Source organism: Microbacterium sp. A8/3-1 (genome assembly GCF_040267695.1).
Taxonomy (GTDB): domain Bacteria; phylum Actinomycetota; class Actinomycetes; order Actinomycetales; family Microbacteriaceae; genus Microbacterium; species Microbacterium luteolum.
On record NZ_CP158357.1, the window covers coordinates 2,598,805 to 2,612,713 of the forward strand.

15 protein-coding genes are annotated in these 13,909 nt (G+C 69.9%); 7 read left to right on the forward strand and 8 right to left on the reverse strand.

Features of this window, described 5'->3' with window-relative positions; translation table 11 throughout:
• Positions 1 to 19: 19 nt before the first annotated feature.
• Positions 20 to 598 carry a helix-turn-helix domain-containing protein gene (locus ABS642_RS12720; RefSeq protein ID WP_350350353.1) on the reverse strand — a complete coding sequence of 193 codons (579 nt, stop codon included), beginning with the start codon at positions 596 to 598 and terminating at the stop codon, positions 20 to 22.
• A gap of 97 nt (positions 599 to 695) precedes the next feature.
• Between ABS642_RS12720 and ABS642_RS12725 the strand changes: the two genes are divergently transcribed.
• The 4 genes from ABS642_RS12725 (at position 696) to ABS642_RS12740 (ending at position 6,030) form a co-directional block, all read left to right on the forward strand.
• Positions 696 to 1,733, forward strand: a complete 1,038-nt coding sequence (locus ABS642_RS12725) for an FUSC family protein (RefSeq protein WP_282214933.1) — start codon at positions 696 to 698, stop codon at positions 1,731 to 1,733.
• A gap of 54 nt (positions 1,734 to 1,787) precedes the next feature.
• Entirely contained in the window at positions 1,788 to 2,456 is a 669-nt protein-coding gene (locus tag ABS642_RS12730) for a DNA alkylation repair protein (protein WP_350350354.1), read from the forward strand.
• Positions 2,457 to 2,470: 14 nt separating this feature from the next.
• Positions 2,471 to 3,184: a purine-nucleoside phosphorylase gene (gene deoD, locus ABS642_RS12735; RefSeq protein WP_350350355.1), complete on the forward strand. Its 714-nt coding sequence runs from the start codon at positions 2,471 to 2,473 to the stop codon at positions 3,182 to 3,184.
• A gap of 278 nt (positions 3,185 to 3,462) precedes the next feature.
• Entirely contained in the window at positions 3,463 to 6,030 is a 2,568-nt protein-coding gene (locus ABS642_RS12740) for a DUF3516 domain-containing protein (RefSeq protein ID WP_350350356.1), read from the forward strand.
• Here ABS642_RS12740 and ABS642_RS12745 read toward each other — a convergent pair.
• Genes ABS642_RS12745 through ABS642_RS12760 form a run of 4 tightly spaced genes read right to left on the reverse strand, consistent with a single transcriptional unit; the run spans position 6,027 to position 9,380 of the window.
• The gene (locus ABS642_RS12745; RefSeq protein ID WP_350350357.1) at positions 6,027 to 6,590 is read right to left on the reverse strand and encodes a GNAT family N-acetyltransferase; all 564 of its coding nucleotides are present in this window, start codon (positions 6,588 to 6,590) and stop codon (positions 6,027 to 6,029) included. The genes ABS642_RS12740 and ABS642_RS12745 overlap by 4 nt on opposite strands.
• Positions 6,591 to 6,595: 5 nt before the next feature.
• The gene (locus ABS642_RS12750; protein WP_350350358.1) at positions 6,596 to 7,591 is read right to left on the reverse strand and encodes a D-alanine--D-alanine ligase; all 996 of its coding nucleotides are present in this window, start codon (positions 7,589 to 7,591) and stop codon (positions 6,596 to 6,598) included.
• A complete protein-coding gene (gene alr, locus ABS642_RS12755; protein WP_350350359.1) occupies positions 7,591 to 8,715 on the reverse strand; it encodes an alanine racemase in 1,125 nt (374 codons plus the stop codon). Before alr ends, ABS642_RS12750 begins: the two co-directional genes overlap by 1 nt.
• Positions 8,712 to 9,380, reverse strand: a complete 669-nt coding sequence (locus ABS642_RS12760) for a M15 family metallopeptidase (RefSeq protein ID WP_350350360.1) — start codon at positions 9,378 to 9,380, stop codon at positions 8,712 to 8,714. Before ABS642_RS12760 ends, alr begins: the two co-directional genes overlap by 4 nt.
• Before the next feature lie 87 nt (positions 9,381 to 9,467).
• Between ABS642_RS12760 and ABS642_RS12765 the strand changes: the two genes are divergently transcribed.
• Together ABS642_RS12765 and ABS642_RS12770 are read left to right on the forward strand one after the other, a co-directional pair.
• Positions 9,468 to 10,139, forward strand: a complete 672-nt coding sequence (locus ABS642_RS12765) for a response regulator transcription factor (protein WP_282214941.1) — start codon at positions 9,468 to 9,470, stop codon at positions 10,137 to 10,139.
• 10 nt (positions 10,140 to 10,149) lie between these two features.
• On the forward strand, positions 10,150 to 11,226 hold the full coding sequence (locus tag ABS642_RS12770) for a HAMP domain-containing sensor histidine kinase (RefSeq protein WP_282214942.1): 1,077 nt from the start codon (positions 10,150 to 10,152) through the stop codon (positions 11,224 to 11,226).
• Positions 11,227 to 11,526: 300 nt separating this feature from the next.
• On the opposite strand, the gene ABS642_RS12775 is transcribed toward ABS642_RS12770, so the two are convergent.
• A complete protein-coding gene (locus tag ABS642_RS12775; protein ID WP_282214943.1) occupies positions 11,527 to 12,183 on the reverse strand; it encodes an NAD(P)H-dependent oxidoreductase in 657 nt (218 codons plus the stop codon).
• Positions 12,184 to 12,259: 76 nt separating this feature from the next.
• Here ABS642_RS12775 and ABS642_RS12780 point away from each other — a divergent pair, with 76 nt between their 5' ends.
• Entirely contained in the window at positions 12,260 to 12,598 is a 339-nt protein-coding gene (locus ABS642_RS12780) for a helix-turn-helix domain-containing protein (protein ID WP_350350361.1), read from the forward strand.
• Positions 12,599 to 12,632: 34 nt separating this feature from the next.
• Here ABS642_RS12780 and ABS642_RS12785 read toward each other — a convergent pair whose 3' ends face one another.
• Together ABS642_RS12785 and ABS642_RS12790 are read right to left on the reverse strand one after the other, a co-directional pair.
• A complete protein-coding gene (locus ABS642_RS12785) occupies positions 12,633 to 13,451 on the reverse strand; it encodes a GyrI-like domain-containing protein (protein ID WP_350350362.1) in 819 nt (272 codons plus the stop codon).
• On the reverse strand, positions 13,448 to 13,891 hold the full coding sequence (locus ABS642_RS12790; protein WP_350350363.1) for a GyrI-like domain-containing protein: 444 nt from the start codon (positions 13,889 to 13,891) through the stop codon (positions 13,448 to 13,450). Before ABS642_RS12790 ends, ABS642_RS12785 begins: the two co-directional genes overlap by 4 nt.
• Positions 13,892 to 13,909 lie beyond the last annotated feature (18 nt).

The following is a 13,909-nucleotide window of genomic DNA, read 5'->3' on the forward strand; positions in this document are numbered from 1 at the left end:
CCCCGCAGGGCGGGCTTGTTCAGCGGGAGAGGATCGTGGCGAGGTGACGCCAGGCCTGCTCGAAGCGCTCGCCGTACACTTCGGGTGCGTAGTGCGTGAGCTGCAGGAAGAGGCCGTCCATGAAGACGAAGACGAGCGCGATGAAACCATCGGCATCTCCGTCGATGAAGCTTCCGGAGGCGACGCCGTCGTCGTAGGTCTGGCGCACGGCGGCGGCGAGCTTCGATTCCGAGTCGAGGAAGATCTCACGCAGCTGCCGGCCGGCCGGGCCGTACTCCGTGACGGCGGCGCGCAGACTGAACTCGGCCAGGTCGGGGCGGTCACGGTAGTACGCCTCGATGCCGCCGAGCAGGTGTCGAAGGCGGGCGAGCGGCTCGAGTTCGCCGCTGCTGCGGGCCAGATCGTCGAAGAACGCCGTGTGCTCGACGGCGACCTCGGCGTACACCGCCTGGTACAGCGCCTCCTTGCTGGAGAAGTGCGCGTAGAGGGATGGCGTCTTGATGCCGACGGCCTCGGCGATCTCGCGCAGGCTCGTCTCGGCATAGCCCTGTCGCGCGAAGATCGTGCGGGCCTCGGCGAGGATCGTTGCTCGGGTCATGAGTGCCTAACGACTATTAGTTAGGCAGAGAGTATCCCCGGTTCTCGGTATCGCGCAAGACCCCTGCCGCGGCATCCGCACGACTACCGTGGACGACATGCGCATCCCCGCCGCCATCCGCGCCTCGCAGCGCTCCCCGCTGCTGCAGGTGGGGAAGTCGGCGGCGGCGACGATCGGCGCCTGGCTCATCGCGGGGTGGGTGTTCCCCGCCCAGCTGCCGGTCTTCGCCGCGATCGCCGCGCTGCTGGTCGTGCAGCCGAGCGTGAACCAGTCGCTGTCGAAGGCGCTCGAGCGCAGCATCGGCGTGATCGCCGGCGTGCTGATCGCCGTGGCGCTCGGGCTGCTGCTCGGGTCGTCGAGCTGGGTCGTGCTGCTCGCGATCGTGGTGGCGATGCTCGTCGCCTGGCTCCTCCGCACCTCTCCGGGCACCGGCAACCAGATCGCGATCTCGGCGATGCTCGTGCTCGCGCTCGGCTCGTCCAGTCCGGAGTATGCGTTCGCCCGCATCGTCGAGACGCTGATCGGCGTCGCGATCGGGCTCGTCGTGAACGCGCTCATCGTGCCGCCGGTGCTGGTCGCACCCGCGCGGCGCGACCTCGGCCTGCTCGGGAAGGAACTCGCCGCGAGTCTGGACCGCCTGGCCGACGCGCTTCCCGAGCCGCAGACTCCCGCGCGGCTGCAGGAACTGATGCTCGAGGTGCGGCTGCTGCGTCCGATGAAGAACGCCGCCGAGGCATCCATCGTCGCCGGGGAGGAGTCGCTCACCCTGAACCCGCGCCGCTCCACGCACCGGGCAGAGCTGCGCGAGATGAGGCAGCTCCTCGATCGGCTGTCGCCGATCGTGACGCAGACGATCGGCATGACGCGCGCGTACTTCGACCACTACGACGACTCCATCGGCGAGGAGCCCGTGGTCGCCGCCATCGCGGATCAGCTGCGCCGGGCAGGGCACGACGTGCGCCTGGCCGTGCAGATCGCCGACATCGCACCGGAGCCGGAAGCGCTCACCTCGGCGATCCCGGCCCTGACCGCACCGCTGGTGGTCCGCCCGCCGTCGTCGCAGCACTGGATCCTCATCGGCTCGCTCATGGAGGACCTGCGCCGCATCCACGGCGGGCTGCTCGACGAGGACTGACGTGGGAAGTGCCGACCCGCTCGCGCAGGAGGGGCCAGGCTTACTCTTGGTTCCATGCCCGACACGACACTCCCGGAAGCCCTCGGCGAGCTGGCCGCGCTCGAAGACCCCAAGATGCGCGCGGCGAACGAGAAGCGCGGCGACGACCACGGCATCAACCTCAGCAGGATGCGCGCGGTGGCGAAGAAGATCAAGACCGACCAGCCGCTCGCGCAGGAGCTGTGGGGGACCGGTGAGACCGCTGCCCGGCTGCTCGCCCTGCTGATCTGCCGGCCACGCGACTTCACCGCCGACGAGCTCGACGCGATGCTCCGCGAGACCCGCCCGCCGAAGGTCAACGACTGGTTCGTGAACTACGTCGCGAAGAAGACCCCGCTCGCCGAGGAGATGCGGCTGCGGTGGTTCGACGACGCCGATCCGACGGTCGCCGCGGCCGCCTGGTCGCTGACGACGGAGCGGGTCGTCAAGAGCCCCGACGGCCTCGACCTCCCCCACCTGCTCGACCTGATCGAACGCGACATGAAGGATGCGCCGTCGCGGCTGCAGTGGTCGATGAACGAGACGCTCGCCAACATCGGCATCCACCATCCGCCGCTCCGCGCTCGCGCCCTGGAGATCGGCGAGCGCCTGCAGGTGCTGGCCGACTACCCCACCCCGCCCGGGTGCACCTCGCCGTTCGCGCCCCTGTGGATCGGCGAGATCGTGCGGCGCCGCGAAGGCTGACCTAGCCTGAGGGCATGAGCACGCACATCGCCGCAGAGCCCGGCCAGATCGCCCCCGTCGTCCTGTTCCCCGGTGACCCGCTGCGGGCGAAGTGGATCGCGGAGACCTTCCTCGACGACGCCGAGCTGTACACCGAGACCCGCGGGATGCTGGGCTTCACCGGCACCTGGGAGGGACACCGCATCTCGGTGCAGGGCTCGGGCATGGGCCAGCCGTCGATGGCGATCTACGCGAACGAGCTGTTCGAGTCGTACGACGTGCAGACCGTGGTGCGCGTGGGTTCGTGCGGTGCGCTGACTGAGAAGCTGGCCGTGCGCGACATCATCATCGCGAACGGCGCCTGTACCGACTCCGGCATCAACCGCGTGCGCTTCCACGGATTGGACTACGCGCCCGTCGCCGATTTCTCGCTGCTGCGCGCGGCCGTCGAGGCGAGCGAGTCGGAGCCACCGGCATCCGCTGTCCACGTGGGCCTGCTGCTGTCGAGCGACCAGTTCTACAGCACACGTCCCGAGCTCAACGAGCCGTTCGTGCAGCACGGCGTACTGGGGGTCGAGATGGAGACGAGCGGCCTCTACACTCTCGCCGCGTACTACGGGCGGCGGGCGCTCAGCATCTGCACGGTCTCCGATCACATCGTGACCGGCGAGCAGACCACGGCACAGGAGCGCGAGCAGACCTTCGGCGACATGATCCGCATCGCGCTGAAGGCCGCGACCGCGGGCTGAGCGGGGGCGCGGCCGCGGGGTCGGCCTGGTGAGGCGTTCACAACTCAGCCATTTTTCTCTGGAAGCGGCCGTGATCACCCGTTCTCCGGCCGTTGCGCCCGATTCTGCCTGAGTTATGACCGGGTGCCCGGAAGGAAGCCCCTGCCGCGTTGACCGCGGCGCGCGGAATCAGGCGAACACGGCGCATCAGGCCGTTTCTCGACAGAACGGCCTGATTCCGCGTGATGGCCTGTTCCGGCACGGCGCGCGGCCGGCGCCCGGTAGGGGATGATCGAAGGATGCTCCTCGATGCGCTTCCCGACGGATCCGACCCGGATGCCGTCTACCTGGCGTTCGTCGAGTGGGCGGAGTCGACCGGCATCCGCCTCTACCCCGCCCAGGACGAGGCGGTCATCGAGATCGTCTCGGGCAACAACCTGATCCTGTCGACGCCGACCGGCACCGGGAAGTCGCTCGTCGCGGTCGGAGCGCACTTCGCCGCGCTGGTCGCCGGACGGCGGTCGTTCTACACCGCGCCGATCAAGGCCCTGGTGAGCGAGAAGTTCTTCGCCCTGGTCGACGTGTTCGGCGCACAGAACGTCGGCATGATCACCGGCGACTCCTCGGTGAACGCGGACGCACCGATCATCTGCTGCACCGCCGAGATCCTCGCGAACCTCGCGCTGCGCCAGGGCACCGACATGAACGTCGGCCAGGTCGTCATGGACGAGTTCCACTTCTACGCCGACCCGGAGCGCGGCTGGGCATGGCAGGTTCCGCTGCTCGACCTGCCGCAGGCGCAGTTCATCCTGATGTCGGCCACTCTCGGCGACGTGACCACGCTCGCCGCCGACCTCACTCGGCGCACTGGGCGCGAGACGGCATCCGTCACGGGTGTCGAGCGCCCGGTACCGCTGCACTTCTTCTACGAGACGACGCCGATCCACGAGACGATCGACGACCTGCTGAACACCGGCCAGGCGCCGATCTACGTCGTGCACTTCTCGCAGGCGGCCGCGATGGAGCGCGCGCAGGCGCTCTCGAGCACCAAGGTCGCGACGCGCGAGCAGCGCGATCAGATCGCCGACCTCATCGGCGAGTTCCGGTTCACCACGGCGTTCGGCAAGACGCTCTCCCGCTTCCTCCGTGCGGGCATCGGCGTGCACCACGCCGGCATGCTGCCGAAGTACCGGCGCCTCGTCGAGCAGCTCGCTCAGCGAGGACTGCTGCGCGTCATCTGCGGCACCGACACCCTCGGCGTCGGCATCAACGTGCCGATCCGCACCGTGCTGCTCACGGCGCTGACGAAGTTCGACGGCACGCGCATGCGGCAGCTGAACGCGCGGGAGTTCCACCAGATCGCCGGCCGAGCAGGGCGCGCGGGCTTCGACACCGCCGGCACGGTGGTCTCGCAGTCGCCCGAGCACGAGAGCGAGAACGCCGCGGCGGTCAAGAAGGCCGGCGACGACCCGAAGAAGAAGCGCAAGATCGTGCGCAAGAAGGCTCCGGACGGCTTCGTGTCGTGGGGAGAGCCCTCGTTCCGCAAGCTCATCGACGCGGTGCCCGAGACGCTGACCTCGCACATGCAGATCACGAGCGCCATGATGCTCAACGTGATCGCCCGCGGCGGCGATGTGTTCGCCAATATGCGCTCACTGGTATACGACAACCATGAGCCGCGATCTCGCCAGCGCGAACTCGCGATCCGGGCGATCGGCATCTACCGCACGCTTCGGGAATCCGGGATCGTCGAGACCTTCGACGATGGGCCCCTGAGCTCGTCGAAGGGCATCCGGCTCACGGTCGACCTGCAGCCGAACTTCGCCCTCAACCAGCCGTTGTCGCCGTTCGCCCTCGCGGCGTTCGAGCTGCTCGACCCGGATGCTTCGACAGGCTCAGCGGCCCAGAACGGTGTGGGAACAGGGAACTATGCCCTCGACATGATCTCGATCGTGGAGGCGACGCTGGACGATCCGCGCGCCGTGCTGAGCCAGCAGGAGTTCCTGGCCCGCGGTGAGGCCGTCGCCGCGATGAAGTCCGAGGGGATCGAATACGACGAGCGGATGGAGCTGCTCGAGCAGGTCACGTATCCGAAGCCCCTCGACGAGCTCCTCACGGCCGCGTTCGAGACCTTCAGTGCGGCGCAGCCGTGGATCCGCGACTTCGAGCTGCACCCCAAGTCCGTGGTGCGCGACATGTACGAACGAGCCATGTCGTTCGGGGAATATGTCGCCTACTACAAGATCGCCCGTTCCGAGGGCGTCGTGCTCCGTTACCTCTCCGACGCCTACCGCGCCGCCTCGCAGACCATCCCCGAAGAGCTGAAGGACGAGGATCTCCGCGACCTCATCGAGTGGCTCGGCGAGCTCGTGCGGCAGGTCGACTCGAGCCTGCTCGACGAGTGGGAGGAGCTGCGCGCCGGTATCGACAACGGCCGCTTCGACGATGGGTCCCTGAGCCTGTCGAAGGGCGACGAGCCGATCGTTCCGCCCGCGCCCAAGCGCCTCACGAGCAACGTGCGCGCCTTCCGCATCCTGGTGCGCAACGAGCTGTTCCGGCGCGTGCAGCTGGCCGCTCGCGAAGACGTGGATGCCCTCGCCGAACTCGACCCGGCGTTCGGCGCCGACGCGTGGTCCGCCGCGCTCGACGGCTACTTCGACGACCACGACGAGATCCTCACCGGGGCGGACGCGCGCAGCTCGAAGCTCCTGATCCTCGAGCAGGGCAGCGCACAGTGGACTGCGCGTCAGATCCTCGACGACCCTGCCGGCGATCACGACTGGGGCATCTCCGCGACCGTCGACCTCGCGGCATCCGATGAAGCCGGCGAAGCGGTGCTCACCGTGACCGGGGTCGATCGGCTCTAGATGGTCCGTCGGGTCACCGGCCGATCGATGCGCGACACCACGTGCAGCGGCGGATCGATCGGGTTGTCCGGCTCCATCTCCCCCTCGCCCACCCGGCGGAATCCCGCCTTCTCGAGCGCGCGCCAGGAGCCGACGTTGCCCGCGACCACGGGAACGATGATCGCGGGCGCATCGGGGTAGGAGAACCAGGTCTCGGCGACGACGGCGCGGATGAGAGCCGTGCCGAGGCCGCGCCCGGTGTTCCCGAGATCCGCGATCAGATAGTCGATCGTCACCGCTTCCTCGGGGACGTCGACGATCGCCGAGAGCTCCTCGAAGTCCTCGGCGTAGTCCGCGATGCGCGAGCGCTGCACCAGCGCCCCCGGCACACCGTCGAACGACACGAGCAGATCCTCCCCCGCCTCCTCGCCGCGCGTGCCCGGACCGAAATCGCGCGCCACACCTTCCGGCGAGAAGTCGTGGTGCCAGTACCGGTGCACGTGCGGCCGCGACAGCCAGTCCGCAAGCAGCCCGAAGTCGCTCTCGACGACGGGACGCCAGGTGATGTGCAGGCCGGCCATGCCTTCTAGGATCCCACTCCCGCGAACCCGTAGGTCGAGTTCACCGCCCCGGGCACGCGGGCGCCCGCGACCAGCCGCCCCACGAGGTCGGTGTACTCGACGCCCGCCGCCGCGAACATCCCGGGCACCTGAGATGCCGCGGTCAGTCCTGGCATGGTGTTGACCTCGTTGAGCACCGGGCCGTCGTCGGTGAGGAAGAAGTCCATCCGTGCGACGCCCGCGCAGCCGAGCGCGTCGAACACGGCGATGGCCGCGCGCTGGAGAGCCGATGTCTCCGCGGCGTCGAGCTGTGCAGGAACGGTGAACCGCGCACTCCCGTCGTACTTCGTCGCGGTGTCGAAGAGCCCGGATGCATGGATCTCCAGCGGCGGTGCCGCCCAGCGGATGCCGCCCGCCTCACGGAGCACGGCGACGTCGATCTCCCGCGCCCGCACGACCTCCTCCACAAGGATGCGTCGATCGAACCGTGCCGCGGTGCGCAGTGCGTCGAGCAGCTCCGCTTCTTCCGTGACGAGGCTCACGCCGTAGCTCGAGCCGGCCGACACCGGCTTGACGACCACCTCGGACTCGAACTCCGCGTCGCCGATGTCCTCGACCGAGATGACCCTGCCGCGAGCGGTGCGGATGCCGACGGCATCCGCCACCAGTTTCGTCGCCCACTTGTCCATGCCGATCGCTCCCGCGTGCAGGTCCGATCCCACGATCCGCGCGCCGACGAGCGCCGCCAGCGCGGCGAGGGCACCGTCCTCACCGAGCGATCCATGCACGGCAGGGAATATGACGTCGGCCTCGGCGATCAGCGGCAGCGCGAGACCGAGCGACTCGATCGGCGACGCGCAGGAAGGAAGGCCGTCCGCCCGCCAGATCCCCTCGCGGTCGATGGTCAGCGTGCTCACGGTGTGGCCGCTGAGCCGCAGTGCCGCGGCGACCGCGGCTGCCGACGCCAGCGACACCTCGTGCTCGGCGTTCTGCCCTCCCCCGATGACCAGCACGCGCGGCATCATGCGATGCTCCGCTGCACCCGCGCGCCGATGCCGGTCACGATCGTGTGCGGGATGGTGCCCGCCCACCGCGCCCACTCCTGCACCGACGGCACCGCGCCACCCTCCGGACCGAACACGGTCGCCGTCGTGCCGCGCGGGAAGAGCGCATCCCCCGTGTCGACGACGATCTGGTCCATCGACACCCTCCCGACCAGCGGATGCCGCGCCCCGCCGATCTCGACGGACGCGCCCTCGCCGAGCTCCCGGGGGATGCCGTCGGCGTAGCCCACACCGATGACGCTGAGGCACGTCGGCCGTGTCGTCAGGTGCGTCCCGCCGTACCCGATGGGCGTGCCGGCGGGCACGGACGAGCTGTGCACGACCGACGCCGTGAAGCGCGATGCACCCGTCAACGCGATCGACTCCGAGGGATCGATGCCCACGAGTCCCGCGCCGATGCGAACGAGGTCGAAGTGCGTCGCCGGATCGGTCAGCGCGCCCGCGGTCGCGGCCAGGTGCACGAGCAGGGGCCCGAACCCCGCCCTCAGCACCGCATCACGCGCCTGCCGCATCCGCAGCACCGCCGCCTCGTTCGCGCGGGGGTCGCCCTCATCGGCGCACGGCAGATGCCCCATCACCCCCACGACCTCGACGCGCCCCCTCCCCTGCCTCGCGACCCGCAGCAGCTCGGGCCAGTCGTCGAGCGGGCATCCTTCTCGCGACATGCCGGTGTCCAGGTGCAGGTGCACCCGCAGCGGGGAGTCCGCGTCCACGACCAGTCGGCGCAGCTCCTCGACCGATCCGACCGCGATGTCGACGCCGTGCGCCGCCGCCTCGACCGCGTCCACCCCCGCAGGGTTCAGCCACGACAGGATCGGCGCCGTGAGACCGGCCTCCCGCAGCGCCACGGCCTCCGCGACATCGGTGACCCCGAGCCACTCCGCGCCGGCGCCCACCGCCGCCCGCGCCACGGCGACCGCGCCGTGTCCGTAGCCGTCGGCTTTCACCACGGCCATGATGCGGGCGTCGGTTCCGACCCGCACGCGGCGCACGTTCTCCGCAACGGCGGCGGGCAAGGTGCGGAGCAGGGGCGCGGGGAGCAGCGAGAGCGCGGTGCGCTCCGCGGCGAGCAGGGCGGTCATGGCTGCATCCTCGGGTCTTCGGTGGGGTCGGAGTACATCTCGGGACACCCCTCGGTGACGGCATCCGGTCGCAGCTCGTAGTGCCAGGGCTCATTGGCGTAGGTCTGGCACAGCCCGTAGTCCGCACCGAACTGGGCGAGCCAGTCGAGGGTGGGGAGCGGGCCCATGTCGACGGCATCACCGGACACGTGGGCCGACGTCTGCGGCGTGGCGACCCAGCGCGCCGCCTCGGCCTCCGAGCCGTACTGGACGATCGCATCCTGCATCATCCGCTCCTGCAGCGCCGCCGACCGCCACCCGCTGTTCACCCGGAACTCGAGTCCGTCGGCCGCGGCGTCGTTCGCGGCACGCTGCAGCGCGTCGAGCAGGGCCGGGTCGAGGTTGGCGATCGCGACTCCGGCGGTGTCGAACACGGTGGGCTCGTTGCCGTCGCGGATCACGCCGTCGGCATCGCTCGGAGCGACGACCGAGCCGGTGACGTCCTGCGGAGGGGGCCCGGCGGTCTCGCCCGTCGCGTTCTCCTGCGAGGAGACCGAGGCGGATGCCGCGACCAGCGACTGCTGCACGGCGAATGCGAGGATCAGGACCGCGGCGAGCGCGATCGCCGCGACGAGGAGTCGGCGGCGGCGGATACGGCGGCGGGGGTGGCTGGTGCTGCTGTTCATGTCTCCAGTGAAGAAGGGCGGCTGTTGCCCGGTCGTATGCGCTTTTCCATACGCTCCCGATATGTCCGGGTGCGTAGGATCGCAGCCATGCGTGTGCTGATCGTCGAGGACGAGCCCTACCTCGCCGAGGCGGTCCGAGATGGGCTGCGCCTGGAGGCGATCGCCGCAGACATCGCCGGCGACGGCGACACGGCTCTCGAGCTGCTGAGCATCAACGCCTACGACATCGCCGTCCTCGACCGCGATGTGCCAGGACCCTCCGGTGACGACATCGCCCGGTGGATCGTGGCCTCGGGCAGCGGCATCCCGATCCTCATGCTGACGGCCGCTGACCGGCTCGACGACAAGGCGTCGGGGTTCGAGATCGGCGCCGACGACTACCTGACCAAGCCGTTCGAGCTGCGGGAACTGGTGCTGCGTCTGCGCGCTCTCGACCGCCGCCGGCAGCGCGCGCGGCCGCCGGTGCTCGAGGTCGCGGGTCTCCGCCTCGATCCGTTCCGCCGCGAGGTGTACCGCGACGAACGCTACGTCGCCCTCACCCGCAAGCAGTTCGCGGTGCTCGAGGTGCTCGTCGACGCCGGGGGCGGAGTGGTGAGCGCCGAGGAACTGCTCGAGCGCGCGTGGGATGAGAACGCGGACCCGTTCACGAACGCCGTGCGCATCACGGTGTCGTCGCTGCGGAAGCGGCTCGGGGAGCCCTGGCTGATCCTCACCGTGCCCGGCGTCGGGTACCGCATCGGGACGGATGCCGATGCCTAGGCGGGCCGGGATGAGCGCCCGACTCAAGCTCACGCTGAGCTACGCCGGGATCGTCGTCTTCTCCGGCATCCTGCTTCTCGCCGCCGTCGGCCTCTTCCTGCTCCGCTACGTGCCGGACGCGCAGATCGTGGCCGACATCTTCGTTCCCAACCGCTCGGATCTGCTCCGCGCCTTCGTGCCCGTCGCGGGTGCCGTGATGGTCGTGCTGATCGCCTTGGGACTCGGGGGCGGCTGGCTTCTCGCGGGACGGATGCTGGCGCCGCTCGACCGGATCAGCGACGCGGCGAAGCTCGCGACGCAGGGTTCGCTGTCGCATCGCGTCGCGCTCGAGGGTCCGCGCGACGAGTTCCGCGACCTCGCCGACGTCTTCGACTCGATGCTCGAGCAGCTCGAGGCGCAGGTCGCCGAGCAGCAGCGCTTCGCGGCGAACGCCTCGCACGAGCTGCGCACCCCGCTGGCGATCTCGCAGACGATGCTGGAGGTCGCCCGCACCGACCCCGACCGCGATGTCGACGCGCTGATCTCCCGCCTGCAGGAGGTCAACGCCCGCGCGATCGAGCTCACCGAGGCACTGCTCCTGCTCAGCCGTGCCGAGCGCCGGTCCTTCACCCGCGAAGTCGTCGATCTGTCGCTCCTGGCCGAGGAGGCCGTCGAGGCGCTCCTGCCTCTCGCGGACCGACGCGGTGTCGCCGTCGAGGTGGGCGGTGCCGCCGCTCCGGTGCTGGGGTCGTCCGCACTTCTGCAGCAGCTGGTCACGAACCTCGTGCTGAATGCGATCGTGCACAACCTGCCGGCCGGAGGTGCGGTGGCGGTGCGCACGCACGCGACGCCGCACGCCGTGGCGCTGGTGGTCGAGAACACCGGCGAGGTGCTGCCCGCCTATCGCGTGGCGACGCTCACGGAGCCGTTCCAGCGGGGTGCCGAGCGCACGCGCGACGAGGACCACGCCGGGGTCGGGCTCGGACTCGCGATCGCGCAGCGAATCACCCAGGCTCACGGCGGTTCCCTCGTGCTCACTCCGCGGGCGGACGGCGGTCTGATCGTGACGGTGTGGCTGCCGCATCCGTACCCGTCGCCGCTGGGCTGACGGTTCCCCACCGATCGGGTAGGCCGCCGGGACAGTTGTCGGGCCGTTTCACGGATGCAGGTCCGGAATACCCTTTCCGGACCTGCATCCGTGATTTCGACCGACAGGTGTGCCGGGCGGATGCCGGCACGAGTGGATGCCGGGGCCGGGCCGATGCCGGGGCGGGAACGCGAGTTCCCGTCCCGGCATCCGTTTCACCCCTGAGTTCTGCGGCCATCCCGAACTTCTGCGGCCCGATCCCCCGAATCCGGCCGTGGAAGGTGCAGATGGCCGCAGAAGTTGTGGCCCTGAAGTCCCGCCTCAGGCGACCTGCGAGCCCCGCAGCGCGGCGACCTCGCGGCCGTACGTGACCGCGTCGGTCTCGGCGGCCTCCTTGAGCTCCTGCGCGGTGTCGGCGAACGCGTCGAGTGCCGGGTTCACGCCCACGAGCGTGAAGGGACGCTGCACGACGCGCAGGTCGAGGCCCCAGACGTCTGCCAGCACGCGGCGCAGCCATCCGGTCGAGTGGTCCCAGCCGTCCTTGGGGGTGCCGGGGGCGTAGTTTCCGCCGAGCACCGTGACCAGGGTCGCCGGCTTGCCCCGGAGCGCAGTGCCCGTCGGGTCGATCCGCGGGTCCGTGTAGGCGAGGTCGAACCAGGTCTTGAAGTGCTGCGAGACGCCGTAGTTGTAGAGCGGCACGGCGAACAGCAGCGCGTCGGCGCCGATCAGCTCGTCGGCGAAACTCGTGGCGAGCGCGCGGGCCTCGTTCTGCGCCGGAGTGCGCTGTGCCGCGTCGACGAAGCCGCCGGTGACGGCATCCGCCCAGGCCGTCGCGGGCACCGGGTCGGCCGCGAGGTCGCGACGCGTGACGGTCGAGTCGGGGTGGGATGCCGTCCACTCGGCCTCGACGAGGTCGGCGAGTGCGCGGCTGGCGGACGACGCGGGAAGGATGCTGGCATCCAGGCGGAACAGGGACATGTCGAACCTCTCGTTTTCGTAGTCGCTAGGTTTTTCTTAGCAGCAGTGGTTAACGTAGCACGAGTAGGATGGGGGCATGCCCGAGATCGAGGAGGCGGTGCAACGGTGCGACGCCGCCGTCACACTGGCCTTCAGCGTGCTCGGCAAACGGTGGAACGGCATGATCGTGGCCTCGCTCGGCGCCGGTCCCTCGACCTTCGTCGCCCTGCGCCGCGCGGTCGCCGGAATCAGTGACACGGTCCTCTCCGACCGGCTGGCAGAGCTCGCCGAAGCCGGGCTCGTGGCCCGCACGGTCGACGCAGGACCCCCGGTCACCGTGTCGTACACGCTCACCGCGAGCGGACGGGGACTGCTCCCGATCCTCGATCAACTCGGCGAGTGGGCCTCGGCCAACCTCGAGCGCCGCGGAGTCTGAACCCTCGACGAGACCACACAGCCGCCGCGTCGGATCAGACGAGGGGCAGGATGATCTCCGTCACGGATGCCGTCGGCGCCGTGTCGGCCGGATCCGTGAGGTACTCCTCGAACACAGGATGATCGCGCGGTTCCTCCCCGGACGACGGCAGCCAGACTCCGTAGAGCCACCGGTAGGCGCGGTGCATCGACGAGTACGGCCCGACGTAGCGCAGCACCGCGTGCCGTCCGGCGGGGATCGTCCGTGCGTGCAGGGGCTCCGGCACCACGGCATCCGCGTGGATGACCACGCCCGCCGAGGAGCGGAGCGCACCGGCGGGAACGGCATCAGCATCGTCTTCGTAGATCGCGATCATCCGTCCGGCAGGACCCATCCGATCGCGGACGCGAGCGAACGCCCTGCCGATGTCGATGTAGGCGCCGCGGTGGTCGGACATCGCGAGCGTGGTCGCCGGCAGAACGCGGATCTCCACGGGGTGCGCCGACAGCGCCTCGTCGCTCTGCCGGCGGAACTGCACGTGCGCACCGCTCTCGCGGAACCTTCTCGGAGGCATTCCGTAGGCACGGGTCAGGGCACGGGTGAACGTCTCCGTCCCCGAGAACCCCGACCGGCGGGCGATGCGCGCAATCGGCAGATCCGTCTCCACGAGGAGTGCCGCCGCCCGCTCCAGGCGCAGTCGGTGCACGGTCTGCGCGGCGGTCTCCCCTCGCGCAGCGCGGTAGAGGCGGTGCCAATGGAAGGCGGAGAAGCGCGCGACCCCGGCGAGGATGTCGAGGTCGAGATCGTCGTCGAGATGGTCGTAGATGTACGCGGTCACGGCATCGAGCTGCTGCTGATACTGAGCGGCCTTCACGAAGCAGAGCGTAGTCCGAGCGAGATCTCGATGGTGCCGTCGGCAGCGTATCGCTCGAAGTCGGCGAGGTAGCTCAGGTCGAGACCGCTCCGGGACCAGATCTCCTGCCAGGCGGCGCCGACGAGATCGGGACGGCCGGGTTCGAGCGACACGATCTCGCGCGCGGATGCCGGCACGACCACAGCAGTGAGGTCGACCGGGATCGTCGCCGGATCATCCACGCGATACCCGATGACCAGCGTGTAGTCGCCGAGGTTGTCGATACCGGCGTGCTCATGCTCGGCGTAGACGGCATACAGGTCGCCGTCGGCGCGCAGTCGCCCCGCGACGTCAGCCCGCTGGAAGGCTTCCCAGTGCGGCGGGATGGTCGTCGCCGCCTCCCGGTTGCTGGTGCGCAGCGGCAGTCCGACGACGGTGAACTCTTCCTGTGTGGTTCGCATGGTTCCAGCCTGCCCACG

Coding starts and splice junctions, on each gene's coding strand:
- deoD (WP_350350355.1), top strand. CDS start 2,471: ATGAGCACGCACATCGCCGCAGAGCCCGGCCAGATCGCCCCCGTCGTC.
- ABS642_RS12730 (WP_350350354.1), top strand. CDS start 1,788: ATGCCCGACACGACACTCCCGGAAGCCCTCGGCGAGCTGGCCGCGCTC.
- ABS642_RS12790 (WP_350350363.1), bottom strand. CDS start 13,891: ATGCGAACCACACAGGAAGAGTTCACCGTCGTCGGACTGCCGCTGCGC.
- ABS642_RS12750 (WP_350350358.1), bottom strand. CDS start 7,591: ATGCCGCGCGTGCTGGTCATCGGGGGAGGGCAGAACGCCGAGCACGAG.
- ABS642_RS12765 (WP_282214941.1), top strand. CDS start 9,468: ATGCGTGTGCTGATCGTCGAGGACGAGCCCTACCTCGCCGAGGCGGTC.
- ABS642_RS12720 (WP_350350353.1), bottom strand. CDS start 598: ATGACCCGAGCAACGATCCTCGCCGAGGCCCGCACGATCTTCGCGCGA.
- ABS642_RS12745 (WP_350350357.1), bottom strand. CDS start 6,590: ATGGCCGGCCTGCACATCACCTGGCGTCCCGTCGTCGAGAGCGACTTC.
- ABS642_RS12725 (WP_282214933.1), top strand. CDS start 696: ATGCGCATCCCCGCCGCCATCCGCGCCTCGCAGCGCTCCCCGCTGCTG.
- ABS642_RS12760 (WP_350350360.1), bottom strand. CDS start 9,380: ATGAACAGCAGCACCAGCCACCCCCGCCGCCGTATCCGCCGCCGCCGA.
- ABS642_RS12770 (WP_282214942.1), top strand. CDS start 10,150: ATGAGCGCCCGACTCAAGCTCACGCTGAGCTACGCCGGGATCGTCGTC.
- ABS642_RS12740 (WP_350350356.1), top strand. CDS start 3,463: ATGCTCCTCGATGCGCTTCCCGACGGATCCGACCCGGATGCCGTCTAC.
- ABS642_RS12780 (WP_350350361.1), top strand. CDS start 12,260: ATGCCCGAGATCGAGGAGGCGGTGCAACGGTGCGACGCCGCCGTCACA.
- alr (WP_350350359.1), bottom strand. CDS start 8,715: ATGACCGCCCTGCTCGCCGCGGAGCGCACCGCGCTCTCGCTGCTCCCC.
- ABS642_RS12775 (WP_282214943.1), bottom strand. CDS start 12,183: ATGTCCCTGTTCCGCCTGGATGCCAGCATCCTTCCCGCGTCGTCCGCC.